Origin of the sequence: Olleya sp. R77988 (genome assembly GCF_044594215.1) — a bacterium.
Lineage (GTDB): Bacteria > Bacteroidota > Bacteroidia > Flavobacteriales > Flavobacteriaceae > Olleya.
In genome coordinates this window covers 2,981,429-3,005,407 of record NZ_CP138988.1, presented here as the reverse complement: position 1 = coordinate 3,005,407, position 23,979 = coordinate 2,981,429, and the positions used below count along the sequence as shown (strand labels likewise).

Sequence of the window (23,979 nt, the reverse complement as noted above, 5' to 3'; positions counted from 1 at the left end):
TATATATAGTAGCTGGAGTTATTATTGCTCATTTTTTGTTAGGCTTTATTTATCTTATTTATAAAATGAATAAGAAAAAATAAGACCAACTTCATTTTAAATAGTATTTTCGCGTCGAATTTAGGTTTCATTCAAACAGTTTGAATGGATTAAAAGGGAATCTGGTTTAAATCCAGAACTGTTCCCGCAACTGTAAGCTATCAAGCTTGTTATTAAACTTCATGTCACTGTCTGTTTTAGATGGGAAGACCAATAGCAAGACGCAAGTCAGGAGACCTGCCAAATTCAAACAAATAAGTTAAACTTTCGGGATAAAAGTTTGCGTATGATATGTCCATACGATTCTCGAGTAAATTAGTATTAAAATGAACAAAAAAAATGTTCTAACTACACTATGTATTGTAGCTAGTAGTTTTGTTTTTGCGCAAGAGCAAGACAAAAAAAATGAAGTAACTATCTTAGATGAAGTTACCATTACAGACTCAAGATTTGAGTTAAAACGTGAAAATTCTGGTAAAACAGTTGTTAAAATTTCTGCAAAAGAGTTACAGCAAAATGCAGATAAAACGCTTGCTCAAATTATTAACACTAAATCTGGGATTACTATTATTGGTAGCAATAGTCAAGCAGGACAACCATTGTCAACAAGTGTTAGAGGTGGTCAAAACAGACAGGTTTTAGTTTTAATTGATGGTGTTGCTGTAAATGATGCATCACAAATTGAAAACAATTTTGATTTACAACTATTGTCTTTAAATCAAATTGAAGAGATAGAGATTTTAAAAGGTGCTTCTAGTGCGTTATATGGTAATAGAGCAAGTACTGCTGTGATTAATATTACACTTAAAAAAGCTAAAAATGGAACTGTAAATGCGCAGTTTTCTTCTTTTTTAGGAACTAATAAAAGTGCAAATGATTCTAATTTTGCAATTGAAGATTTTACAAATTCTATTGGAGTTAATGGTCGTGTAAACCATTTTAATTACTTAGTTAACTTTAGTAATAGGTCTACAGATGGTTTGTCAGCAGTTAAAGCAACAGAAGGAGCAACTGCTAATGGAAGTGATAAGTTTTCTAAAATTAATACAACAGTAAAATTAGGCTATGATTTTTCTGATGCTTTTACAATTAATACTTTATTTAATCATGATAAGTATAATACAGAATATGATGGTGGTTTCTTTTTTGTAGATGAAAATAATGTCTCTAAAAACGAACAGTATAGAGTGTCAGTATCTCCTAAATATAAATACAATAAAGGTAGTGTTACTGTTAATGCAGCTTTAACGACTATAGATCGTGAATTTGAATCTGCTTTTTCTGCAACTTTTGATGCTAAAACATTAAGTGTTGATGCTTTTAATAAGTATAAATTTAGCGATAAATTATTTACTGTTTTTGGTGTTAATATGGTTAAAAATGAGATGAATAATAAGGATGCATTTACTTCTATTATAGACGATACAGCAAACGACCAAATTGTAGATCCTTATGTCAGTGCTACTTATATTACCGACTTTGGTTTTAATGCTAATATAGGTCTAAGACTTAATAACCATAGCGAATATGGAAGTAATGTGGTGTATAATATAAATCCGTCATATGTTTTTAAATTAAAAGACAACGCGTCATTAAAACTATTAGCATCTTATAGTACTGCATATGTAACGCCTAGTTTATATCAATTATTTGTACCAGGTTTTGGAAATTCTAATTTAGAAGCACAAGAGGATACAACTATTGAAGCTGGTTTAGATTTTTATTTAAACGAAAACTTGCAATTAAGTGCAGTTTACTTTAACAGAAATCAAGATAATTATATAGACTATGTAACCACAGATTTTATAACTTATGCAGGAGAATACCAAAATACAAATGAAGATTTTAAAGTCCAAGGAGTAGAAGTAGAGCTAAACTATAAACCTCTTGAAAGTTTAAACTTTAATGCAAACTATACCTTTACAGAAAGACAGGATAATATCATTTTTAGAGTACCAAAGCAAAAGGTAAATGCAAATTTAGGATATCAATTTTGTAAAGGGACTCAAGCAAATGTTAGTTACCAATTTAATAGTGATAGAGTATCTCCTTTTTATAACGACACCTTTACTGCTAACCGTATTTTAGATAGCTACAGTCTGGTTAATTTATCATTAAGCCATAAAGTATTAAATAATAAAATGACCTTATTTGCAAGTGTTAACAATCTATTAGATGAAGATTATCAAGAACTGTATAGATTTTCAACCTTAGGTCGTAACTTTAAGTTTGGATTTAATTTAAGCCTTTAAAAACTTATTTTAAAGCCAAAAACGAAACTAAAAAAAGCCCTATCAAACGATAGGGCTTTTTTTAAATTATAAGAAGTTAGTTACCAGATTTCTCCAACTTCTTTTTTAATATAATGTAATCCTGCATTACTTGGTGCAGATTTGTCAAGCATTTCGTTTAAAATTGCTTCTCTTAATTTATCTGAAGAATCTATTTTATCACTCACTCCTACTTTTCTAATTAATTGGATTGTAGCACTTTTAGAAGCCGTAATTATTGTCCAACAATCATCACTCAAGTATATTTGCTGAGATAAATTATGTTCAAATTCTTGTTCAATACTTCTAATTAATAAATCTTCATAGTCTTGCTTATTAGTTCCTATAGGAGCAACACGTAATAAAAGTTTGTTTGGAGAAATACGTTCTAAAAACAAAGCTAATCGTTCATAAGCTTGTAGTCGCATTGGTAAAGACTCTTTGCTTAATGATTTAACGATGTTAAATTTACGACGCTCCTCTTCGTTTTGCATATGCTCTCTAAAAAAGAGAAAAGCAACAGAACCTGTTACTAGTGAAGGGATAGTGTACATTAATAAGTTTAAAAGCTGTTGTTCCATTGTAGTTTAGTTTATATAACAAACATAATGTCTTTTAAATTATTGTACAAGAAAACCGATAATTGAATGAAAAGGGTTTTTAATTGAATGAAAACATAAAGTTGTTTAATAGTAAGATTTTTTATTGATAGTCTGTGTTATTTTTGATTTGCTATTAATCTTTCTTTGAAAAATCGATAATACAAGATTATAAGTTGTGTTATCGATTTTTTGTTTAAGAAAAGGCAAACTAAAAAACTAATTAATAACTAAACTTATAATCCCTATTAACAATGAAAACAATTTTTAAACAAACATTAATCTTATTAGTCACTTTAACATTATTTAATTGTGATAACGATGATGGCAATGCACCAAATGAAAACGTTTGTAATTATCAAGGTTTAACAGCTGACATTAATGGAACAGTTACTTTAATACCAGAATCTGACTTAACGTCAAATTACTTAACAGGAGGTTCTAATGGGCCAGAAATTGAAATTTATGATTCTAATAATCCTGGAGATTTCAATTTCACAACTACTGTAGTTGATGAAAACGCTATAGGATCTGGTACTGTTGTAATTAATGGTAATGCCTATAATAATGTTACAATAACTTGTCAAAGAGGTGTAACAGGTACCACAGGAGCAGTTGTTGGAGATGAATTTAGATTTGATGTAGTTGATAATGCTAACAATCTTGAAGTTGAATTTTGTGTAATAGTAGATGTGCTTTCATTAGGTTATATAGATGCAGATGGAGATGGTTGTGGTTCTCAAACAATATCTTATGGTTTTGGAGTTTTAAACAATGTAGATATAGATGATAATGACCCTAACGTTTGTTTATAAAAAAAAACATTATAAAATGAAAACAATAAAAACACTTTTAGTTTTATTAATAATAACAGCTTTTAGTTGTGATAATAACGACGATGCACAAACAGATCCTGTAACACCAACAGATGGTTTTACACATAATAGTGTGTTTTACGAAACAGCTAATGCTTATTTTGAAATAGATGAGGACGATGATAGTCCATCAGATGGTTTTCCAGATAACTATAGTTTTTTCTTCTCTAATGGACGTATGTTTGATAACGACGCTAATGTTAATGGATCTTCAGGAGATTTCTTATTCTCTTTAAATACTACCAATTGGGTGTTTTTAAATATTGAGGTATCAGATAATCCTAGTTTGGCTAATACAGGACCATCAGCAGGAAATACTTATGTAGTATCAAGTATAAATGACACTGTAATTATAGAAAATGGACAAATAGACGCTTTAACACCTAGCTATTTTAATAACTCTATAGAATTTGGAACAGGAAATGAAAACGTTGGTATTGTTAATACACCTGGAACACAAGGTTCAAGTATTACAATAAATGCTATTAATCTAGATGCCAATAATCCTGCAGCAAGCACTATAGATGTAGATTATACAATGATGAATCAAAATGGAGAAATAATCACTGGACATTACGAAGGAACTTTTGGTGTAATATTAGATTAACATGAAAGCATTTAAATACTTAATAGTTGTATTAGTCTTATTTACATCTTGTAATAATGATGATGATAACACTGTTGAAACCTGTACAAATCATGGTTTATTTTACACCTTAGATACAAATGCCGAAGTGTATTTACCTCAAGGTGGTACAAATAGTTCTGCAACTGTATATACACAATCCAATACTGGTACAGAAGATAGTGTAATTGTTCATGAACTTGAAAATAATTTTCTTTTTCAAAGTTCTGCAACAGATTTAAATCAAACCTCAATGTTTGACTCAGATATTGCATCTTCAGAAGCTAGTCATTTATTTATAAATAATGTCTTATCAAGTCCAATAGCAACAGATATAACATTTTCTTGTATAGTAAATGATGCAGTAGTTGGTGGTACAATACGTTATGTGTTTTCTGGTACGTTTACTTCAAGTACTAATGTCCAACACACTATAGAAGGTCAAGTTTGTGCGATTATAGAAACATTAAATTAAAAATAATGGTTACAATAAAAAAACTAAGTTTATTAATTTTAGTCTTTTTTACAATACTATCTTGTAATAATGATGACGATACTAATAATGATGCAACCAATGAAACCCAATGTAATTATCAAGGGTTTTCATATTTAGATAATAACAATAACGATCAAACATTAATTGCAGAGTCAGAACTAAATACACAGTATTTTCCAAACGCAAGCAATGGTCCTTATGGAGCACCTGGAATAGAGATTGCTTCATATACAGGTACTACTACATTGTTTTTTACAACTAATGTCATTGCTTTAAACGATACTGGAACAGGTTTAATTACTATTGATAATGGTACAGAACAAACAGTAACCGTAACTTGTCAACGTGCTGGAACAGCTATAGGAGATGAGGTAAGACTGGATGTTGTTTATGGTAGTGTAGAAGTAGAATTTTGTGTAATAATAGATGAAGTATTATAAATAATTGATTATGAAAAATGGACTTAAATATTTAGTTGTTTGTATTGGTCTACTTGTTTTTAATTGTAAAGATGAAAGCAAGGTAGATAGCTCAAATGATACAATAAAAACAGAAACAAAAAGTCAATTAACTGAAGACAAAAAAAGAGAAATAGTAAAATACTATTTAATAAATGGAAGAAAACTAGCCGAAAAAGATTTTTATAAAATCATTTTTTTAAATGATGCATTTGATGGAGTAAAAGTTATCCATTACGAAGGTAAAGATGCTTTTTTTGGGTTTAAATTTTCTGAAGCTTTAAAATTTTATAACGATAACAAAAAATAATAGCATGAAACCAATTTTAAAATTAAGTTCACTTTTTTTACTAATATTTATAGTAGCATGTGGTAATGATGATGACGTATCATGCACAGAACAAGCATGGTATCAGGATGCAGATGCAGATGGTTTTGGTAATCCAGCAGTAACACAAAATGCTTGTACGCAACCAGCAGGTTATGTTTTAGTTTCTGGTGATTGTGATGATGCAGATGCTGCTACATATCCAGGAGCAATAGATGTTTGTGGAGACGGAATTGATAATAATTGCGATGGTCAAGTAGATGAAAATTGTGTAGAGATTTGTGATGATGGAGTAGATAACGATGGTGATGGACTAACAGATTGTGATGATCCAGATTGTAATGGTGATGTTGCATGTCCTACTTTATATGCAGATAATGATGGAGATGGTTATGGAGATCCAAATAACACTACTAATGGAGTAGTTCAAGATAACACAGATTGTGACGATAATGATGCCTCTATAAATCCTGGAGCAACAGAGATTCCAGATAATAACGTAGACGAAGATTGTGATGCAGCGTCTAGTAAAGACTATACATTTTATGCAGATGTTGATGGTGATGGTTATGGAGATGTTAATAACCCTTTAGTTGCTAGTTGTCCAGCACCTTGTAATGATGAAAGTCAAATGACTATTCCGGCTGGTTATGTATTTAATAGTTTAGATTGTAATGATTCTGATATTAATGTCCATCCTTATGCTACTGAAAACACAACAGATGGTATAGATAACAATTGTAATGGTTATGTAGATGTAGTGTATTATTATCAAGATGTTGATGGAGATGGTTTTGGTGATTCTAATGATGCAGGAACAACAGTTAACTTTGCTGGAAGTTCTATAAATAGAACAGATTGTGATGATGGTGATGCTTCAATCTTTCCTGGAGCTTCAGAAATTCAAGATGGTATAGATAATAATTGTAACGGTTTAGTAGATGAGTTTTAATAAACTTCTAAAACCATTACTTTTGTAATGAAAATTTAACAAAACACAATTGAAACATATAAAACTCCATATCATAATTTTATCCCTTTTGATATGGAGTTTTTTTTCTGTCTTTACTATTTTTTTTAAAAAGTCAGAAAAAATAGCAAAACAGTGTTTTTTGGTTTCACTTATATACTTTTCAGTTGCTATTTCATTTGCACAACAATACACCAACTATTCAACAAAAGATGGTCTGCCAAGTAACCATATATACACTATTACACAAGATGCTAAAGGGTTTGTTTGGTTTTTAACAGACAAAGGACTGTCTAGATATAATGGCAATCAGTTAAAAACATTTACTACAAAAAATGGCTTACCAAATAATGATGTTTGGGATGCTTTTCCAACTCCAGACGGAAAAATTTGGTATTTGTCTAAATCTGCAAGTTTAGGTTATATAGAAAACGATACTGTTTTATCTTTTCCAAATAACAATAAAGATCAAATTATTAATCCTATTTATTCTTCTCAAATAGGTGATTCAATTTTTCCTACAGGCACAAAAAAAACATTTTCTTTAAAAGATAATAAATGGGTTGGAGAACTCAATAGAGTTGTAGAAGTATTAGGTGAAGATTGGGTAAAAATAAGGCATAAAAAAGTTGGCTATCTTGTATTTACTAAAAAAGATGAAAAATTATATCTATACACCAAAGATTTAAAAAAAGAACGAAGTATTTTAACTAAAAATATTTATGGTGTAACAGGAGCAAGAGGTCAAATTAATGATAGCTTATTTTTTTGGACTAGTAATAAAAATTATTCTATTTTAAATTTAAATACACAGCAACTCAAACAATTTGATTTAAAAGAAAATCTTGGTAATAGTTTAACAACATATCCAAGAATTAATCTTGTTAATAATGTTTTACAAATTTCAGGAAGTAGTTTTGTTGCACACTTGGATAAAAATTTAGAAATAGTAGATCCTTTCTTTTTTCCTGAAAATATACAAGCACATTTTGGGTTTATAGACAAACTAAATACCATTTGGTTAGCAACGTTTAATAATGGTGTGTATAAATTACCTTATGTAAAAAAAGAAATTAAATATAAACTTCAAAATGAGAAAATCCAGAGTTTTAATGTAATTGATGGTAATTTAATAGTAGGAGTTTATAAAAAAGGGTTTTATAAATATAACACTAAAGAAAAATCATTTGAGAATTTTATTAATAATAACGATTATGTTTTTGGAGCTAGTGAAATAAAACCTTTAAACACGAATTTTTATTCACTAAAAAACACTTTATTAAAAGAGGTTAATAAAAAAATAGAAACAATAAAACTTACTGTTTTTTATCAGCAAGATATTGCCATGAATGAGGTAGCACGTAAAGTAGTCTATTTTAACAACAAATTTTACGGTAATTTTTCCTTTGGAATAAATAGATTAAGTCCAGATCATTTTGTTATTGAGAAAGAATACACACAGAGAGGATGTAATGATATTATTAATTTTAAAAATAGGCTTTTAATAGCAACAACAAATGGCTTAAAAGAGATAAAAAAAGATACTTTATTACCAGTAAATTTTAAAACTAACGATTTTAAGAAATCAATTTTAAACTTAACTAAAATTGATGACACACATTTATTAATAAATACAGATGGTTTTGGATCTTATATTACAGATTTAAAAACAATAAAACCTTTGCATTTAACAGAGTATTTAATTGTTGAAGAAGCTTTTGTAGAAAACAATACTTTATGGTTAGCAACTAATTCTGGTGTTATAAAATTTAAAAAAGACAATGATGTATTTCAGTTTGAAAAACGGTTTACTATAAGTGATGGATTACCAACAAATCATATTAATACATTATATGTAGATGATACAAATCTAATTGTTGGAACAAATAATGGTGTTGCAATTTTACCCAAAAACCAAATTAGCAAACCTCAATTATTAGATATCTATATAGAAAATGCTAAGTATAATAAAGAAGACATTACAGCTACAATCTCAGCTTTTAAATATCAAGAAAATAACAATGTAAATTTTACAGTTTCTAATATTGATTTTTCAGAGAATCATTCTAATTTTTCTTATGATTATAAATTAGAACCTATTCAAAAAGAATGGATAAGCTCTAAAATTAACAGCTTTAATTTTAACGATTTACAACCAGGTAATTACACCTTTCATGTTAAATCTAATAATATCAAAAAAACCTTAGGTTTTTCCATTAAACCTTTGTGGTGGCAAAATCGATGGGTAAGATTTTCTGCTTTTTTATTAACAGTATTTTTAATTGTTTTAATCTCTAGATTTTTTGTAAAAAGATCGCAACAACAAAAAAATCAGAAAATAATTGAAGATAAGCGCCTTTCAGAATTACAGTTAACAGCATTAAGATCTCAAATGAATCCTCATTTTGTATTTAACTCATTAGCAGCAATACAGTATTATATTAATAATAACGAAATTGAAGCATCAGAAACGTATTTAGTTAAGTTCTCAAAATTGATACGTCAATTCTTTGAATTGTCTAAAGAAACAGCAATAAGTTTAACCGAAGAGATTAAACTTATTAAAAACTATTTAGATATTGAAAAATTACGTTTTAAAGATAAGTTTGAGTATAGTTTTAATGTAGATAAAAGCATAAATTTAAACACAGTAAAATTGCCAACTATGTTGTTACAACCTATTGTGGAAAACGCTATAAATCATGGTGTTTTTAATAAAATGGAAAATGGAAAAGTAACAGTAAACATTAATACTATTTCTGATAAAAGTATAAAAGTAGAAATTATTGATGATGGTGTTGGGTTTGTCAACACCCAAAAAAGAAACAATAAAAAAGTAAAGTCGTCTAATGTTTTAGAAGACAGATTAAAATATTTAAACAAGTCTGGATTGTGGAAAATTATTTATAATGAAGAAGAGTTACATCCAGAATTAAATGATAGAGGAAACAAATCAACCTTTATAATTACCCAATTGTAGTTTATGAGTAATATTACAGCTATATTAATTGATGATGAAATTTCTAATCTAAAAGGATTAGAACAAAAACTTGGAAAGCTATTTCCAAATATAACCATTCAGAATACATTTCAAAAGCCAGAAGATGCTATAAAAGCACTTCAGGTAAAGCAACCTGACTTAGTGTTTTTAGATATTGAAATGCCTAGAATTAATGGTTTTGAGTTGTTAACACAATTAAATGAAGTCGATTTTCAGGTCATTTTTGTAACTGCTTATAGTGAATATGCAATAGAAGCTTTTAAACAAAACGCAATAGATTATGTGTTAAAACCAATAGATGATAATGATTTAAAAATTGCGGTAAATAAAGCATTAACTATACTTAAAACAAAAAAAGAATTAGACAGTAACCATAAATTGGTTAGCCTTTTAACAAGTACTATATCCAATAATAATAAAATTATAGTGCCAACTTCAAAAGGGATGTCATTTATACCACAAGAAGAAGTAATGCATTTAGAAGGTTATGAAGGATATACAAAAATTCATTTAACTAATACATCAATTATTACCAGTTCCTATAACTTAGGAAAATTTGAAAAACTATTAAGCTCCAAGTTTTTTAAATGCCATAAATCTCATATTATAAATCTAGAAAAGGTAAGACATTTTGAAAACGAAGGTTATGTTGTTTTAGAAAACGATTATCGTGTACCAATTTCAAAAACCAACAAGAAAGCATTTTTAAGTTTATTTAAATAATTTTATCAAGTTTTTTAAAACTGTTAATGGAATGAAAGTTCCTTTTAATCCATTTAAATCTACTACTCATAAAATAGTGCGTTTTACACTGTAATAAACCTATTACATTTGAAATGCTATTAATCTTCACTATTAAAATCGTTGGTGTTTTAAAAAAATCACTGACGATTTTTTTAATAAAAGGGTAACAAAAATAGAAGTGATAGTATATAAGTGTAAACAATTAATGTTGAACAGTAAAAACTATTAAATTATGAAAATTTTAAAAACTAATTTTAAACTTATACTTAGCTTGATGCTAGTATTTGGTACATTATTATCATGTAATCCTGATGATGATAACAGTTCTGGAGATTCTGGAAATAATCCAGGAGAAACACAAATTGATTTAGGCTCCAATACTCAAAGAGATTTTATGGGTAGAATAGTAGATCAATCTAATTTGCCAATTGAAAACGCAGTAGTTACTATTGGTACTAAAATAGTATCTACAGACGCAAACGGAATGTTTATTATTAATAATGCCAATGTAAAAGAAAGACAAGCTTTTATTGTAGCAAAAAAAGCAGGTTATTTTAAAGGTATGAGAACCGTAGTACCAACACAAGGCACTAATAACATACGTATTATGTTAGTTACAGAAAATGTAACAGCAACTGTAGCATCTGGAGCAAGTAGTGAAGTAAACTTGCCAAACGGAACTAAAGTTACTTTTGATGGTAGTTTTAAAGACGATAACGGAAACGCTTATTCTGGTAATGTAGATGTTATGATGTATTATTTAGATCCTTCAGATCCAGATAATAATGTTATTATGCCAGGAAGTTTACAGGCAGTAAATGACGCAGGTAATGAGCGTGTATTAGAATCTTACGGAATGTTAAATGTAGAACTTAGAGGATCTTCTGGTCAAGAGTTAAATATAGCAGATGGTCATGTGGCAGAAATAGAAATGCCTTTAGATCCAGCACAAAGTGGTGTTGCACCAGCAACAATCCCATTATGGCATTTTGATGAGGTAAATGGGTATTGGATAGAAGATGGAGAAGCAACTTTAATAGGTGGAAAATATATAGGAGAAGTATCTCATTTTTCTTGGTGGAATTGTGATGCGCAATTTGCAACAGTTACATTGTGTTTAAATGTAGTAGATGCTTTAGGTGACCCATTATCTAATACTTTAGTAGAGTTATGGAGAAGTGGAGCAACTTACCCTAGAACAGGATCTTCAAATGGAGATGGTGAAATATGTGGTTTAATTCCAGCAAATGAGACTTTAACATTAAAAGCATTTGATCAATGTGGAGTACAAGTATTTAGTACTACAATTGGACCTTTTTCTACAGATACTAATTATGGAGATCTAGTTATGCCAGCTGTAACTGCTACAGTTATTACAGGTAATTTAGTAGATTGTTCTAATGCAAATGTTACTAATGGTTATGTAGCTATTAATTATGGGAATGATTTTTCAACAGTAGATGTTGTAAATGGTAGTTTTTCTTTAAGTGTTATACAATGTGCCTCTTTACCAACATTTACTTTAGAAGGTTTAGATTTTGATACGTTCCAAACTACGACTGAGATTCCTTTTAACTTTAGTAATTCTAATGTAGGAAGTATTATTGCTTGTTCTACTGTTACAGAATATGTAACAATACAAATAGATAATGATCCAGTAGATTATTATTTATCTAATTTTAATGCTGGATCTAATGGAGGAACAACCTCATTTAGTATTAGTACTCAAACATCTACTTCTGGTATGGTTATACTTGGAGGATCATTAATTCCAGGTACATATATTACTACAGGAGCATCAAATTTTTTGTTTGAAGTTGGTATAAATATAGATTTTAATATTCCAGATACTTTACAATTTACACTTAATAACTTTGGTGCAGTTGGAGGGTATATTGATATGAATATTAATGGTGATTTTATAGATAATAATGGAGTGGTAAGGACATTATCAGCTTCTGTACACGTGATAAGGGATCATTAAAAAATTAATTATTAATTAATAAAAAAAGAGGCTTCATATTGAAGCCTCTTTTTTTATTTTTTCAAACCACCAAGATGTTGGCATTCTTTTAAGCTTTGTATTCCATTAAACGGAACAGGTGTTTTTATATAACCATAAGTGCTGTCTAACTCCTTAGTTAAGTTATGGTCATCTACATTTACATCAATATCACTCATTTTGAATTCGCAAGGGTGTTCATATCCAGCAGCATGAGTTATTTCAACTAATTCTTTTCTAAAAGTTTTAAAATACTGTGCTAATCGCTCAGACTTTAATGGTACATTAATTCCATTTTGAGTCCATTTTTTTTGAGTTGCAATTCCAGCAGGACAACGGTTAGTATGGCAGATTTGTGCTTGGATACAACCAATACTCATCATAGCTTCACGTGCAACATTAATAACATCTGCACCCATTGCAAAAGCCATAGCAGCTTTAGCCGGAAAGCCAAGTTTACCACTTCCAATAAACACAATACGCTCGCTTAATCCTTTATCTTGAAACAGTTTATATAAGTCTGAAAATCCATAAACCCAAGGTAAAGACACATGGTCTGCAAAACTTGGAGGTGCAGCTCCTGTACCACCTTCACCACCATCAACAGCTATAAAGTCTGGTCCTTTTCCTGTAGCTTTCATTATATCTGCTAATTCTTCCCATTGTTCTAGTTTACCAATTGCAGCTTTAATACCAACAGGTAGCCCTGTTTTTTCTGCAATAGCTTCAATAAAATCAACCAATTCAGGGACATTAGAAAAAGCCTTGTGATTTGGAGGAGATAATACAGTTTTACCAACTTCTACACCTCTAATTTTTGCAATCTCTGGTGTTATTTTTGCTCCAGGTAAAACACCACCTTTTCCAGGTTTTGCACCTTGAGACAGTTTGACTTCAATAGCTCTAACAAAAGGATTGTCTTCTACCAGTTTAACCATTTTTTCCATTGAGAAACCACCATCGTCTGCTCGTACACCAAAATATCCTGTTCCAAAATGAAACACAACATCTCCACCATAGCTATGATAAGGAGATAAACCACCTTCTCCAGTATTGTGATAGGCATCAGCTATTTTTACACCTTTGTTTAAAGACTCAACAGCTTTTGCAGATAGAGACCCAAAACTCATTGCAGAAACATTTATAACAGAAGCTGGACGATAAGGACGCTTACGGTTATTAAATTCTCCCATTACTTTTGCGCAAGGCAAAAAGGTTTTATCAGTTTTATGTGGATGATTATCTTTTACTTTATATGGCATCATCGCATTATTAATGAAAATATGTTGATGTGCATAAATATCTCTGTCTGTACCAAAACCTTCGTAGTTGTTTTCTTTTTTAGCAGATGCATAAATCCAACCACGTTCAATTCTATTAAAAGGTAGCTCCTCTCTGTTATTAGAGACAAAATATTGTCTCATTTCTGGACCAATACTTTCTAACCAATAGCGTATATGACCTACAATTGGAAAGTTATGGCTTATGGTATGTTTTTTTTGAAAAATATCACGTATAGCAACAAAAACTAAACCAATAATTACCCAAAGCCACCATGAAATAGAAGAAAGAAAACTTAATACTGTGTCCATATTTAAGATATATTTTTCTCAAAAATAAGGATTATCTCTAATTTTGATTATAAATCCTTTTATAAAAAAAAGAGAAACCAATATTAAATTAATAATAATAGTTTCTCTAGATATAAAAATTGATTAATAGCAGTTGTAATATATAACTAAAAAAGAGAGTAGTATATACGTAGTAGTGTGAAAAAATACGTAGGGATACGTAGTGATATTTAATGCTAATCTATTGATTAACAGGTAGTTTTTGTGCTTGCTTGTTTTAGCACTGACTTTTAAAACGCTAACCTTAATATTTGTTGATCAATAATTTACATTTAAAGTGTAAGAATTAACTCTTTGTTTTCTTTTGTCCATATAACAAGTGCGTCTGTAGATGAAGATAAATTTAGCTTATTTAAAATGTTTGCACGATGTTTTTGAACCGTTCTTGGTGAAATTAAAAGCGTATCTGCAATTTGATTTGAAGAGCTTCCTTGAGCTATTAATCTTATTATGGTTCTTTCTGAAGGTGATAATAATTTAATTTTTTTTAATTCAGGTGAAACTTCAGAATCATAAACAGCATCAAAAGTAGAGCTAAAATAGGTCTTGTTTTTTGATAAAGCAGTAATGCACTTTTGCATTTCTTCAAATGGTTCATCTTTAAGTAAATATCCAGAAATATTTAAGGTTTTAGCTTTATAAATAAACCTGCTTTCCTTGTGTGATGTTAAAACTATAAACTTTGTTTTTAGTTTTTTTTCGTCGCATTTTTTTATGACTTCAAATCCAGTTAATAAAGGCATTTCTATATCTAAAATTGCAATATCTGGATTTAATTTAGTAATTAACTCTAGTGCAATTGCTCCATTTTCTGCAGTACCAATAACTGTATAATAATTTTTTAATTCTTCAGTCAACCCTTTTAATAACATTGGATGATCGTCTGCAACTACTATTTTGATGTTTTTAGTCATTAGTTAAGGGTATTGTGGCTGTTATTAGTGTGCCTTTATTGGGTTTGCTGTCTATGTTTATTTCGCCTTTTAAGATTCTAATACGTTCAAAAATAGTTTTTAAACCTAAGCTATTTTGTTTTTTTGCATTAATTATGTCAAATCCTTTACCATTATCTTTAATGTTAATTTCTATTATGTTAACGTCATGTATTACACTAACTAAAAGTGTTTTTGCGTTAGCATGTTTTAAACAGTTATTAATGCATTCTTGTATAAAACGATAACAATTTAAAGTTTGATTTTCATTAAAGTATTTATCGATATTGTCAACTTCTCCAGATACAAATAAGTCTGTTTGTTCATCTACGTCTAAAATAAGTTGCTCAATGCTTTCGGTTAAACCTAATTGTTTTAATAAAGGTGGATATAATCCTCTAGAGATTGCTCTAACTTCTTCCAGTGTTTTGTCAGTTAGACTTGTTATGTCCTTTTGGTTTGTCTTCTGTGCTTTCTTTTTTATTAATGTAAGTTGTTGGCTAATACTATCATGAAGTTCTCTTGCTATACGTTTACGCTCGTTTTCTTGAGATTGTATTAAGCCTTGTGCAAATTCTTCTTGTAATAACTTTCTTTTTTTAGCTTGTTTTAATAGCCATAATAAAAATGCAATAATTGAAACAGAAACAATTAAGAAAAACCACCATTTTTTATAGAAAAACTCAGTACTATTAATGTCTAAAAATAAAGAATTGGCAATTTTATTACCAGAAAAGTCTAAAGCTTCAATTTCTAATTTATAATAGCCAGCAGCTAAGTTTGCAAATTGTATAGTGTTTTGGTGTTTTAAATCTACCCAATCTTTATCATTATATCTATATCTATAATTAAAACCTTTATCTACAGCTCCAATGTTTTTAAGTGCAAAATCTATTTCTAAACGTCTGTTTTCTGAAGGTAAAACGATATTTGTTTTTTCAATAAATAATTTGCGATTAAATGTGTTTATAAAAGTCTTTTTAGTATTATCAAACTGTTTTATTTTTAAAAGCGTTAATTGAGCAGAATCATTTTCTGCTTTTAAGTCAGAAGGTTTAAAATAATTTAACCCTTTTAAAGTACCAACAAAAAAGCCATCCTTAGTTTTTAAAGCACTATAACGGTTAGCTTCAAAGTGGCTAAAACCATCTTTTTCAGAATATCTGGTTTTAGTTTTAGTCTTGGTGTTAAAAGCAATAATTCCGTTAAAAGTATTAATCCACCAGATATCATTATCAAATAAAATGGTGGCAATTCCTGCTTTTAAATCATCTTTGTAAATAGTGGTAAATGTTTTATTTTCAGTATTAAAAGCAATAATATGTCCATTTCTTGTACCTAATAAATAACCATAATCTTTGTGGTAATCTAGCATTAAAATATAAGTATCTTCTAAGTCTTTTTTATTATTATATAGCTTATGTTTTTTGGATTGTAAATCATAGGTTAATAACCCTTTGTCTGTTCCAGCAACAATAATATTACTTTGCTTATTAAACTGTATGTCAAAAATAAAAAGTGAGTCTGTATTTACTAAGGCACGATGTACTTTTGTTTGTGTATTAAACTGCATTAAACGATACCTTTTTGTGCCATAAACAATAATGCTATCGTTTATTTTTTCCATACATATTACCGGAAAATGCTTGTAATGATCTAGTGTTTTGTCCTTAGGGTTAACTTTAATTATTCCACCACTTCCATGAGACCATAAAATACTATCATCAAAAATAATATTTCTTGATCCTATAGATTTAAACGGTTTGTTTTTATAGGTTAAAGGGTAAGTTTTAATACTATCATTATTTGGATTTAATGTAAACCAACCATCCATCTCACTAGCAACTAGATAATTTGCAGAGTCTAAAGGTTTTATAGTTCTAAATTCCAGATTTGGTAAATAGTTTTTAATAGTTCTATTAGGAAATTTATAATAATGAAGTTTTCCACCTGTAGCTAACCATGTGTATTTATTTAAGTTATTAGATAAGACTTTAATTCCGTTAACATTTTTATAGCTAAAAAGTTGATTTTGTTTAAAGTCACTATTATTAAAACTGCTAAAAGCAATGTTGTTATTAATTGAAGAAAAAATAAGAGTATTTCCTAATTTGTCATTATATGACTTAAGATGTTTATTAGGTAGGCTTCTGTTTTTTACTGGTACTATGCTTTTTAAATGCGTATCAACCCTATATAGATTTATATCATCATTTAAAAATAGATAGTGTTCATTGTCTTGTATAAAGACTTCATCTATAACTACTTTTTTAGATTTTGCAGGATTGTTGTTGTTAAAAGGAGCAATATTTTTTATTAATTGTCCAGCCCAATTAAAGATTTTAGCTGTAAAATTATCGTCAGAAATTAGTACAAAATCATCAAAAAATAAGATTCTGCTTGAGCTGTCAATTAAAACTTTGTTTTTGGTAATAGGAAAACTAAAAACGTCAGAAGAGGATAGGTCTAAATTTAGTTTTTTTAAAAATACGTTACTGCCTTTTTGGATTAGTAAATAATCTTCGTTTTTGTAAGAATATATAAAAGACAAACCGTCTAATGTAAATCCTGTTTTTTCAAAATCTACTAATTCAAATTCAGATGTAAAAGGGTCAAAAAGCAATAATCCATAACCTTCGGTTAATTTAGTAGTTATGTAAAATTGTCCATCACTTCTTTTATAAATTTGTTGGACTTGTTCAATTGTATTTTCAAAATAAGGTAAATCTATATTATGAAAATTATTTCCATTAAAGCGTTGTAAGGATAATTTGTTTTCGCTAGAAATAATTGATCTATCGTCTAAGTTACTTCCGCCTAACCATAAAAAACCATCGTTATCGTAGCATAAAGCATAAATTCTGTCTATCTCAATACCATCTTGTTTGGTATATGTTTTTTGATAAATTTTGTTAGATTGGGCAAAAACACCAGCAGACAAAAAGAATAGTAAGTACAGGATACTTTTATTCATTTAGAATATAGTTAGTTATAATTAATAGCATGGTAAAGATATTTAAAAAATTGAAACAGAAAATTTCTATTAAGATTGTTTATAATTATTAATAAAACGAAAGGCTTTAAACTTTTACAATGGTTATTTTTATCCTTTAAAAATATAAGCAAAAATTGGAGAAATATTTAAGTCAGTTAAACGAAGCACAACTAGAACCAACCTTACAAAAAGAAGGACCAATGATTATCATTGCTGGAGCAGGTTCTGGTAAAACACGTGTATTAACCTATCGTATTGCCTATTTAATGCATCAAGGTATTGATGCATTTAATATACTAGCATTAACCTTTACTAATAAAGCTGCAAAGGAAATGAAAGGCAGAATTGCTGATATAGTTGGTGCAAGTGAAGCAAAAAACTTGTGGATGGGAACCTTCCACTCAGTATTTGCAAAAATCTTACGTTTTGAAGGACATCATCTAGGTTTTCCAAGTAATTTTACAATTTATGATACTCAGGATTCTCAAAGACTTATGGGATCAATCATAAAAGAAATGGGACTAGATAAAGACTTATACAAAACTAAACAAGTCTATAGCAGAATTTCGTCTTATAAAAACAGTTTAATTACTGTAAAAGCTTATTTTAATAATCCAGATTTGGTGGAAGCAGACGCTATGGCTAGACGTCCAAAAATGGGCGAAATCTACCAAGCTTATGTAGAGCGTTGCTTTAAAGCAGGAGCAATGGATTTTGACGATTTATTACTGCGTACAAATGAGTTATTAACGCGTTTCCCACAAGTTTTAGCACAATATCAAGACAAGTTTAGATACATTTTGGTGGACGAGTATCAGGATACAAACCATAGTCAATATTTAATTGTACGTGCATTAGCAGACCGTTTTCAAAATATATGTGTAGTTGGTGATGATGCACAAAGTATCTATGCTTTTAGAGGCGCAAACATCAACAATATATTAAACTTCCAAAAGGATTATGACAATGTTAAACTGTTTAGATTAGAGCAAAATTATCGATCTACAAAAAACATTGTTGGAGCAGCAAACTCTGTGATAGAGCATAACCAGACTAAATTAGAAAAGGTGGTTTGGACTGCAAATGACGAAGGACCAAAAGTAAACGTACATCGTAGTTTAACAGATGGAGACGAAGGACGTTTTGTAGCAAGTACTATTTGGGAAGCAAAAATGACAGATCATTTACCAAATAGTGATTTTGCAATTTTATATCGTACCAATTCGCAATCTCGTGCAATGGAAGATGCGTTACGTAAACGTGATATTCCGTATCGTATTTATGGTGGTACATCATTTTACCAACGTAAAGAGATTAAAGATGTTACAGCATATCTACGATTAATACTAAACTCTTCAGATGAAGAAGCTTTAAAACGTGTCATTAATTATCCAGCTAGAGGTATTGGTCAAACAACTATTGACCGATTAGTAGTTGCTGCAAATGCTACTGGTAAAACTATTTTTGGACTTTTAAAAGAAATTGATACCATTGACATTAATATAAATAACGGAACAAAAAATAAGCTTCGTGATTTTGTGACGCTTATTGAAAGCTATCAAGTAATGAATCAGACAGCAAATGCTTTTGATTTAGCAGAACATGTTACCAAAACAAGTGGTCTAATTAGAGAGTTTAATAAAGATGGAACACCAGAAGGTGTTATGAGGCTTGAAAATGTTGAAGAACTTTTAAATGGTATTAAAGATTTTGTTGAAGGACAATTAGAGATTGCAGATTCTAAAGACGATTTAGCAGAGTTTTTAGAAGATGTCGCTTTAGCAACAGACTTAGATGCTGATAAAGGAGACCCAAATCACGTAGCACTAATGACAATTCACTCATCAAAAGGATTAGAGTTTAGTCATGTGTTTGTTGTTGGTTTGGAAGAGGATTTGTTTCCCAGTGCCATGAGCATGAACACAAGAAGCGAGCTTGAAGAAGAGCGTCGTTTGTTTTATGTGGCTTTAACAAGAGCAGAAAAACAAGCCTATTTAACTTATGCATTATCGCGTTATCGTTGGGGAAAATTAGTAGACTCAGAACCAAGTCGTTTTATTGAAGAAATTGATGATCAATTTTTAGATATAGTAACACCAATTGAAGAAAGACGCATTAATCCAATGTTGTCTGCAGATATTTTTGGAGATGTAGAGCCTAGTAAAATTAGGTTTAAAAAGCCAATTCAGCCTAAATTTAAAAAGAAAGAGAAACCAAAACCAGCTAATTTTGAAATTAGTGCACCTAAAAAACTTAAAAAAGCGTCAGAGATTGCTACACCAATGGATGCTAATTTATTTGGAGCAGAATTGGTTGTTGGTAACAGAGTCAAGCATTTAAAGTTTGGTAGAGGAGAAGTACTTAAAATTGAAGGTAAAGGAGCAGATGTAAAAGCCGAAATTAATTTTGAATTTGGTGGTAAAAAGAAATTATTATTACGTTTTGCTAAATTGGAAATTATTGGGTAGAATTAAATAAAATTAACATGGCAGACTTTATAAAAATATACGAAGAAAACCCTAATCCAAAAGCGATTAAAAAGGTTGTAGATGTATTAAAAAAAGGAGGTTTAGTAATCTACCCAACAGATACTGTTTATGGTTTAGGCTGTGATATTACTAATACTAAAGCATTAGAGAAAATTGCCAGAATAAAAGGAGTAAAACTTGACAAGGCCAACTTCTCTTTTATTTGTCACGATTTAAGTAATCTGTCAGATTATGTTAAACAAATAGATAGTACGACGTTTAAAATATTAAAACGTGCACTTCCTGAACCTTATACGTTTATTTTACCAGGTTCAAAAACATTACCTGCTGCTTTTAAAAAGAAAAAAGAAGTTGGTATACGTGTACCAAATAATAACATTGCTTTAGATATTGTAAAAGCCTTAGGCAACCCAATTATATCAACTTCTATTAGGGATGATGACGAAGTTTTGGAGTATACTACTGATCCAGAATTAATCTTAGAAAAATGGGGAAAGTTAGTAGATCTAGTTATAGATGGTGGTTATGGAGATAATCAAGCTTCAACCGTTATTGATCTGTCCAAAGATGAACCACTAATTGTTAGAGAAGGAAAAGGGGATTTAGAGATTTTTTAATTTAGGCATTAGTGTTGTGTCATTGCGAGGAACTATGACGAAGCAATCTTTTTAATTTGAGTTTTTTGAACGTTAAACCCTTGGTTTTTAAGTGAAGAATAAAGAAATTACAGATTATATTAAAACATTGAATTTAGTTTCGATTACTTTTTTTATAGTTTATATTTTAAGTGTCTGTCTTTATTTTAAAACTATTTTTATAAATGAAATAGTGATCTCTTTACTGTTTTTGGCATGTGTAGCTATTTACTTTTCTCATGATTATTTAACTAATTTAAGAGTCTATGTCATAAGTGTAATATATGCTTTATTTCTTTTTGTAATAGTTATTCTAACTGAAGAATTATTGTACTTACATTTTAGTAAATGGGTATTATGTCTTTCTATATTTCCAATTGTTTTTCTAGTGTTTTTTAATATATTTAATTTTGTTTTTGTGAAAATATCTAAGACAAACCCATTATTAACTGATGACGAGACATATTTAAGTAAAGTTTATTTTACATGTCTTATAGGTGTACCACTTGTTATGTCTTTTAAAATAAGTGAAATTGTAAAACTATATTTATTATAAAAATGAAACCAACTAACAACCACATTAATTACATAGAGCTTAAAGCGCACGATTTAGAGTTGACTAAAACCTTTTACACCAAAGCTTTTAATTGGACGTTTACAGATTATGGACCTAATTATACTGCGTTTTCTGAAAGTGGTTTGGAAGGTGGTTTTGAAAAAACAACAGACACTATCGTTAATGGTGTTTTAGTGGTTTTATACCATAAAGATTTAGAGGTTATTAAACAGAAAGTGATTGCTGCTAATGGTAAAATATCCGTAGATACGTTTTCTTTTCCTGGTGGAAGTAGGTTTCAGTTTTTGGATCCTTCTGGAAACGAATTGGCTGTTTGGTGTCCTGAATAAAAATACTTTATACTTTTTTGTTGCCTAAAATTAGGCAGACTGATGCGTTAAGGATTGTAGTGGAAATCCCGCAGTGAGGTACGAACGAGGAATTGTAACGTAAAGCCTTACCTTTATCCTAAACTAAATTCAGGATAAAGGTAACGCCAAAAAAAAAGCCCAATCCTAAGATTGAGCTTAAATATATTTGATTAACCAATGGTTAGTTACCGTTTGATAAGTTTTTCATTTCTGTTTCAATCATTTCGTAAAACTGATCAATTTTTGGAAGAATGTATATTTTAGTTCTTCTGTTAATTGCTCTGTTTGTTGGACTGTCATTAGTTACTAAAGGTAAATGATCTCCACGTCCAGCTGCAATTAATTGCTCAGGTTTTACGCCTAAATCTTGTAATGCTCTAACTATGGCTGTACTACGCTTTACACTTAAATCCCAATTGTCAATTAATACTCCACTTTTGTATGGAACGTTGTCTGTATGACCTTCTACCATTGCTTCAAAGTTAGGTTTGCTATTAATAACTGTTGCTACTTTTCCTAAAATTTCATTGGCTCTGGTGCTAATATAGTAGCTTCCGCTTTGGAATAATAATTTGTCTGATAAAGAGATAAATACGACGCTTTTTTCGACATTAATTTCTATGTCATCGTCATTTAAACCAACTTCCTTTTTTAAACTAGTCACTAATGCTAAAGTAACACTGTCTTTTTTAGTTAATGCATCTTGTAATCTAGATATTTTTAAATCTTTTTCTTTTAAACTTTCTAAAGACTTTTCAACGTTTTTTGCACCTTGAGCAGTTAAAACGGTCATGTCTTTTGTGCTTTCTATTAAAGCAAGGTTATCTGTTCTAAGATCCGCAAGACGGTCTCTTAACTCTTTTATACGTGCTGCAGATGCTGCTTCCTCTGCTAAACAAGAATTTAATTTTACAGTTGCACTGTTTAATAAATCTTGTGTTTCTTGTTGTTTTAACTCTAGTGCAGCAAAATCTTTTTTAGAGACACAAGAGCTTAATAATAAAAGTGCACTTGCACTTAATAATAGGATTCTTTTCATAATAAAAAATGGATAAATTAAATTTATACATATCAAAAGTATAAATAATTAAAATGTTAAAATGCTGTTTAACAAAATTTTTACTAAAGAAAGTGTCTAAAATAGTAATGCTGCTCTTCTAATATAGAAAAACAGCATTAACATTTTTAGCTAAAAAGTAAATTTATTTTTTCACAACTTTTTTAGTAATAGTTTCATTTTCGGTTTCTATTTTAACAATATAAACTCCTTTTGATAAATCTTCAACGTTTATTGATAAAGAGGTACTTTGCAATACAGTTTTTCCTAAAACATCATAAATTGTAACTTCCTTTAAATTAGTAACATTTTTTATGTTTAATTGTGTTGTTGCAGGGTTAGGAAAAATTGAAACCTCATCAATACTAAAGTCAGTAGTAGATAATGTACTGCTAGTTACTTTTACATCATCAAAAAAGTAACTAATGCTTCCTGTATGGTCTGATGTTACAAAAAAAGAAGTAACTCCAACCCAATTTAAAGATACTGTTTGTCCACTACCTCCAGTTATTGGGACAACTACAGAGGTATTTGTTCCACCAATAGGAGTAAATGTAAAGTTAGCTGTGTCATCACCATTTAAAGCAATTATAGATTGTACATCCACAGCTTGATCAAAAGTAAATTCTGTTTTATCCGCAGGATTTGTTCTAATAACATTACCAGAACTACCTCCAAATCCACCTAGTGAATTTATAGATAAAAGAACTGGTGACACACCATTATAGGCATCAGAATACATAGTAATACCATTAATAATTTCTTGTAATTCAAATTGATTATTAGGGTTTGCTCCACTTGCAGAAGTGTTTTCAAAACCAAAAGTTGTTTGAGCTGTTGTTGATATTGAAAAAACAAATAATAAAGTAATTAAAGTAGTCTTAAGCATAAGCGTTGGCTTTTAAA

Annotated in this window: 19 protein-coding genes and 1 riboswitch; of the genes, 13 read left to right on the top strand and 6 right to left on the bottom strand. The window is 29.5% G+C overall.

Translation table 11 applies throughout. The features are described from left to right. Nucleotides 1–105: 105 nt before the first annotated feature. Nucleotides 106–299, top strand: a riboswitch (cobalamin riboswitch). A gap of 66 nt (nt 300–365) precedes the next feature. Then, nucleotides 366–2,291 (top strand): TonB-dependent receptor plug domain-containing protein, encoded by a 1,926-nt coding sequence (locus SJY17_RS13600; RefSeq protein ID WP_397363111.1) that lies wholly within the window; start codon nt 366–368, stop codon nt 2,289–2,291. Between the two features lie 80 nt (nt 2,292–2,371). Here SJY17_RS13600 and SJY17_RS13595 read toward each other — a convergent pair whose 3' ends face one another. After that, nucleotides 2,372–2,890 carry a hypothetical protein gene (locus SJY17_RS13595; RefSeq protein WP_397363110.1) on the bottom strand — a complete coding sequence of 173 codons (519 nt, stop codon included), beginning with the start codon at nt 2,888–2,890 and terminating at the stop codon, nt 2,372–2,374. 272 nt (nt 2,891–3,162) lie between these two features. Here SJY17_RS13595 and SJY17_RS13590 point away from each other — a divergent pair, with 272 nt between their 5' ends. From SJY17_RS13590 to SJY17_RS13550, 9 genes are all read left to right on the top strand, one after another. Then, entirely contained in the window at nt 3,163–3,723 is a 561-nt protein-coding gene (locus SJY17_RS13590; protein ID WP_397363109.1) for a hypothetical protein, read from the top strand. A 16-nt stretch (nt 3,724–3,739) separates the two neighbouring features. Then, nucleotides 3,740–4,390, top strand: a complete 651-nt coding sequence (locus SJY17_RS13585; RefSeq protein WP_397363108.1) for a hypothetical protein — start codon at nt 3,740–3,742, stop codon at nt 4,388–4,390. Nucleotide 4,391: 1 nt separating this feature from the next. Then, on the top strand, nt 4,392–4,883 hold the full coding sequence (locus SJY17_RS13580) for a hypothetical protein (RefSeq protein ID WP_397363107.1): 492 nt from the start codon (nt 4,392–4,394) through the stop codon (nt 4,881–4,883). A 5-nt stretch (nt 4,884–4,888) separates the two neighbouring features. Next, the gene (locus SJY17_RS13575) at nt 4,889–5,344 is read left to right on the top strand and encodes a hypothetical protein (RefSeq protein ID WP_397363106.1); all 456 of its coding nucleotides are present in this window, start codon (nt 4,889–4,891) and stop codon (nt 5,342–5,344) included. A gap of 10 nt (nt 5,345–5,354) precedes the next feature. Beyond that, nucleotides 5,355–5,672, top strand: coding sequence for a hypothetical protein (locus SJY17_RS13570; protein ID WP_397363105.1), 318 nt, complete (start codon nt 5,355–5,357; stop codon nt 5,670–5,672). Between the two features lie 4 nt (nt 5,673–5,676). Beyond that, nucleotides 5,677–6,642, top strand: coding sequence for a putative metal-binding motif-containing protein (locus tag SJY17_RS13565; RefSeq protein WP_397363104.1), 966 nt, complete (start codon nt 5,677–5,679; stop codon nt 6,640–6,642). A gap of 160 nt (nt 6,643–6,802) precedes the next feature. Then, nucleotides 6,803–9,640, top strand: a complete 2,838-nt coding sequence (locus tag SJY17_RS13560; protein ID WP_397363103.1) for a histidine kinase — start codon at nt 6,803–6,805, stop codon at nt 9,638–9,640. Nucleotides 9,641–9,643: 3 nt separating this feature from the next. Then, nucleotides 9,644–10,384: a LytR/AlgR family response regulator transcription factor gene (locus SJY17_RS13555; RefSeq protein WP_397363102.1), complete on the top strand. Its 741-nt coding sequence runs from the start codon at nt 9,644–9,646 to the stop codon at nt 10,382–10,384. Nucleotides 10,385–10,637: 253 nt separating this feature from the next. After that, nucleotides 10,638–12,389, top strand: coding sequence for a hypothetical protein (locus tag SJY17_RS13550; RefSeq protein WP_397363101.1), 1,752 nt, complete (start codon nt 10,638–10,640; stop codon nt 12,387–12,389). A 53-nt stretch (nt 12,390–12,442) separates the two neighbouring features. Here SJY17_RS13550 and SJY17_RS13545 read toward each other — a convergent pair whose 3' ends face one another. From SJY17_RS13545 to SJY17_RS13535, 3 genes are all read right to left on the bottom strand, one after another. After that, the gene (locus tag SJY17_RS13545; RefSeq protein ID WP_397363100.1) at nt 12,443–13,999 is read right to left on the bottom strand and encodes an FMN-binding glutamate synthase family protein; all 1,557 of its coding nucleotides are present in this window, start codon (nt 13,997–13,999) and stop codon (nt 12,443–12,445) included. A 311-nt stretch (nt 14,000–14,310) separates the two neighbouring features. Next, on the bottom strand, nt 14,311–14,952 hold the full coding sequence (locus SJY17_RS13540) for a response regulator (RefSeq protein ID WP_397363099.1): 642 nt from the start codon (nt 14,950–14,952) through the stop codon (nt 14,311–14,313). Next, the gene (locus SJY17_RS13535) at nt 14,945–17,944 is read right to left on the bottom strand and encodes a histidine kinase (protein WP_397363098.1); all 3,000 of its coding nucleotides are present in this window, start codon (nt 17,942–17,944) and stop codon (nt 14,945–14,947) included. The genes SJY17_RS13540 and SJY17_RS13535 overlap by 8 nt, the downstream gene beginning before the upstream one ends. Nucleotides 17,945–18,099: 155 nt before the next feature. On the opposite strand from SJY17_RS13535, the gene SJY17_RS13530 reads away from it, so the two are divergent. The 3 genes from SJY17_RS13530 to SJY17_RS13520 all read left to right on the top strand — a co-directional run bounded on the left by SJY17_RS13530 (nt 18,100) and on the right by SJY17_RS13520 (nt 21,995). Further along, nucleotides 18,100–20,433, top strand: coding sequence for an ATP-dependent helicase (locus tag SJY17_RS13530; RefSeq protein WP_397363097.1), 2,334 nt, complete (start codon nt 18,100–18,102; stop codon nt 20,431–20,433). 17 nt (nt 20,434–20,450) lie between these two features. Then, entirely contained in the window at nt 20,451–21,071 is a 621-nt protein-coding gene (locus tag SJY17_RS13525; RefSeq protein ID WP_397363096.1) for an L-threonylcarbamoyladenylate synthase, read from the top strand. Nucleotides 21,072–21,647: 576 nt separating this feature from the next. Beyond that, complete coding sequence (locus SJY17_RS13520; RefSeq protein ID WP_397363095.1) at nt 21,648–21,995, top strand: VOC family protein; 348 nt, start codon at nt 21,648–21,650, stop codon at nt 21,993–21,995. Between the two features lie 202 nt (nt 21,996–22,197). Here the strand turns inward: SJY17_RS13520 and SJY17_RS13515 are convergent, their stop codons facing one another. Together SJY17_RS13515 and SJY17_RS13510 are read right to left on the bottom strand one after the other, a co-directional pair. Then, the gene (locus tag SJY17_RS13515; protein ID WP_397363094.1) at nt 22,198–23,055 is read right to left on the bottom strand and encodes a flagellar motor protein MotB; all 858 of its coding nucleotides are present in this window, start codon (nt 23,053–23,055) and stop codon (nt 22,198–22,200) included. Between the two features lie 163 nt (nt 23,056–23,218). Beyond that, entirely contained in the window at nt 23,219–23,962 is a 744-nt protein-coding gene (locus SJY17_RS13510) for a T9SS type A sorting domain-containing protein (RefSeq protein WP_397363093.1), read from the bottom strand. Between the last annotated feature and the right edge of the window lie 17 nt (nt 23,963–23,979).

What these genes read in the sequence shown, in the direction of transcription:
- SJY17_RS13510 (WP_397363093.1), bottom strand. Translation starts at nt 23,962, where the DNA reads ATGCTTAAGACTACTTTAATTACTTTATTATTTGTTTTTTCAATATCA.
- SJY17_RS13515 (WP_397363094.1), bottom strand. Translation starts at nt 23,055, where the DNA reads ATGAAAAGAATCCTATTATTAAGTGCAAGTGCACTTTTATTATTAAGC.
- SJY17_RS13545 (WP_397363100.1), bottom strand. Translation starts at nt 13,999, where the DNA reads ATGGACACAGTATTAAGTTTTCTTTCTTCTATTTCATGGTGGCTTTGG.
- SJY17_RS13575 (WP_397363106.1), top strand. Translation starts at nt 4,889, where the DNA reads ATGGTTACAATAAAAAAACTAAGTTTATTAATTTTAGTCTTTTTTACA.
- SJY17_RS13555 (WP_397363102.1), top strand. Translation starts at nt 9,644, where the DNA reads ATGAGTAATATTACAGCTATATTAATTGATGATGAAATTTCTAATCTA.
- SJY17_RS13540 (WP_397363099.1), bottom strand. Translation starts at nt 14,952, where the DNA reads ATGACTAAAAACATCAAAATAGTAGTTGCAGACGATCATCCAATGTTA.
- SJY17_RS13580 (WP_397363107.1), top strand. Translation starts at nt 4,392, where the DNA reads ATGAAAGCATTTAAATACTTAATAGTTGTATTAGTCTTATTTACATCT.
- SJY17_RS13590 (WP_397363109.1), top strand. Translation starts at nt 3,163, where the DNA reads ATGAAAACAATTTTTAAACAAACATTAATCTTATTAGTCACTTTAACA.
- SJY17_RS13525 (WP_397363096.1), top strand. Translation starts at nt 20,451, where the DNA reads ATGGCAGACTTTATAAAAATATACGAAGAAAACCCTAATCCAAAAGCG.
- SJY17_RS13550 (WP_397363101.1), top strand. Translation starts at nt 10,638, where the DNA reads ATGAAAATTTTAAAAACTAATTTTAAACTTATACTTAGCTTGATGCTA.
- SJY17_RS13520 (WP_397363095.1), top strand. Translation starts at nt 21,648, where the DNA reads ATGAAACCAACTAACAACCACATTAATTACATAGAGCTTAAAGCGCAC.
- SJY17_RS13595 (WP_397363110.1), bottom strand. Translation starts at nt 2,890, where the DNA reads ATGGAACAACAGCTTTTAAACTTATTAATGTACACTATCCCTTCACTA.
- SJY17_RS13585 (WP_397363108.1), top strand. Translation starts at nt 3,740, where the DNA reads ATGAAAACAATAAAAACACTTTTAGTTTTATTAATAATAACAGCTTTT.
- SJY17_RS13570 (WP_397363105.1), top strand. Translation starts at nt 5,355, where the DNA reads ATGAAAAATGGACTTAAATATTTAGTTGTTTGTATTGGTCTACTTGTT.
- SJY17_RS13535 (WP_397363098.1), bottom strand. Translation starts at nt 17,944, where the DNA reads ATGAATAAAAGTATCCTGTACTTACTATTCTTTTTGTCTGCTGGTGTT.
- SJY17_RS13600 (WP_397363111.1), top strand. Translation starts at nt 366, where the DNA reads ATGAACAAAAAAAATGTTCTAACTACACTATGTATTGTAGCTAGTAGT.
- SJY17_RS13565 (WP_397363104.1), top strand. Translation starts at nt 5,677, where the DNA reads ATGAAACCAATTTTAAAATTAAGTTCACTTTTTTTACTAATATTTATA.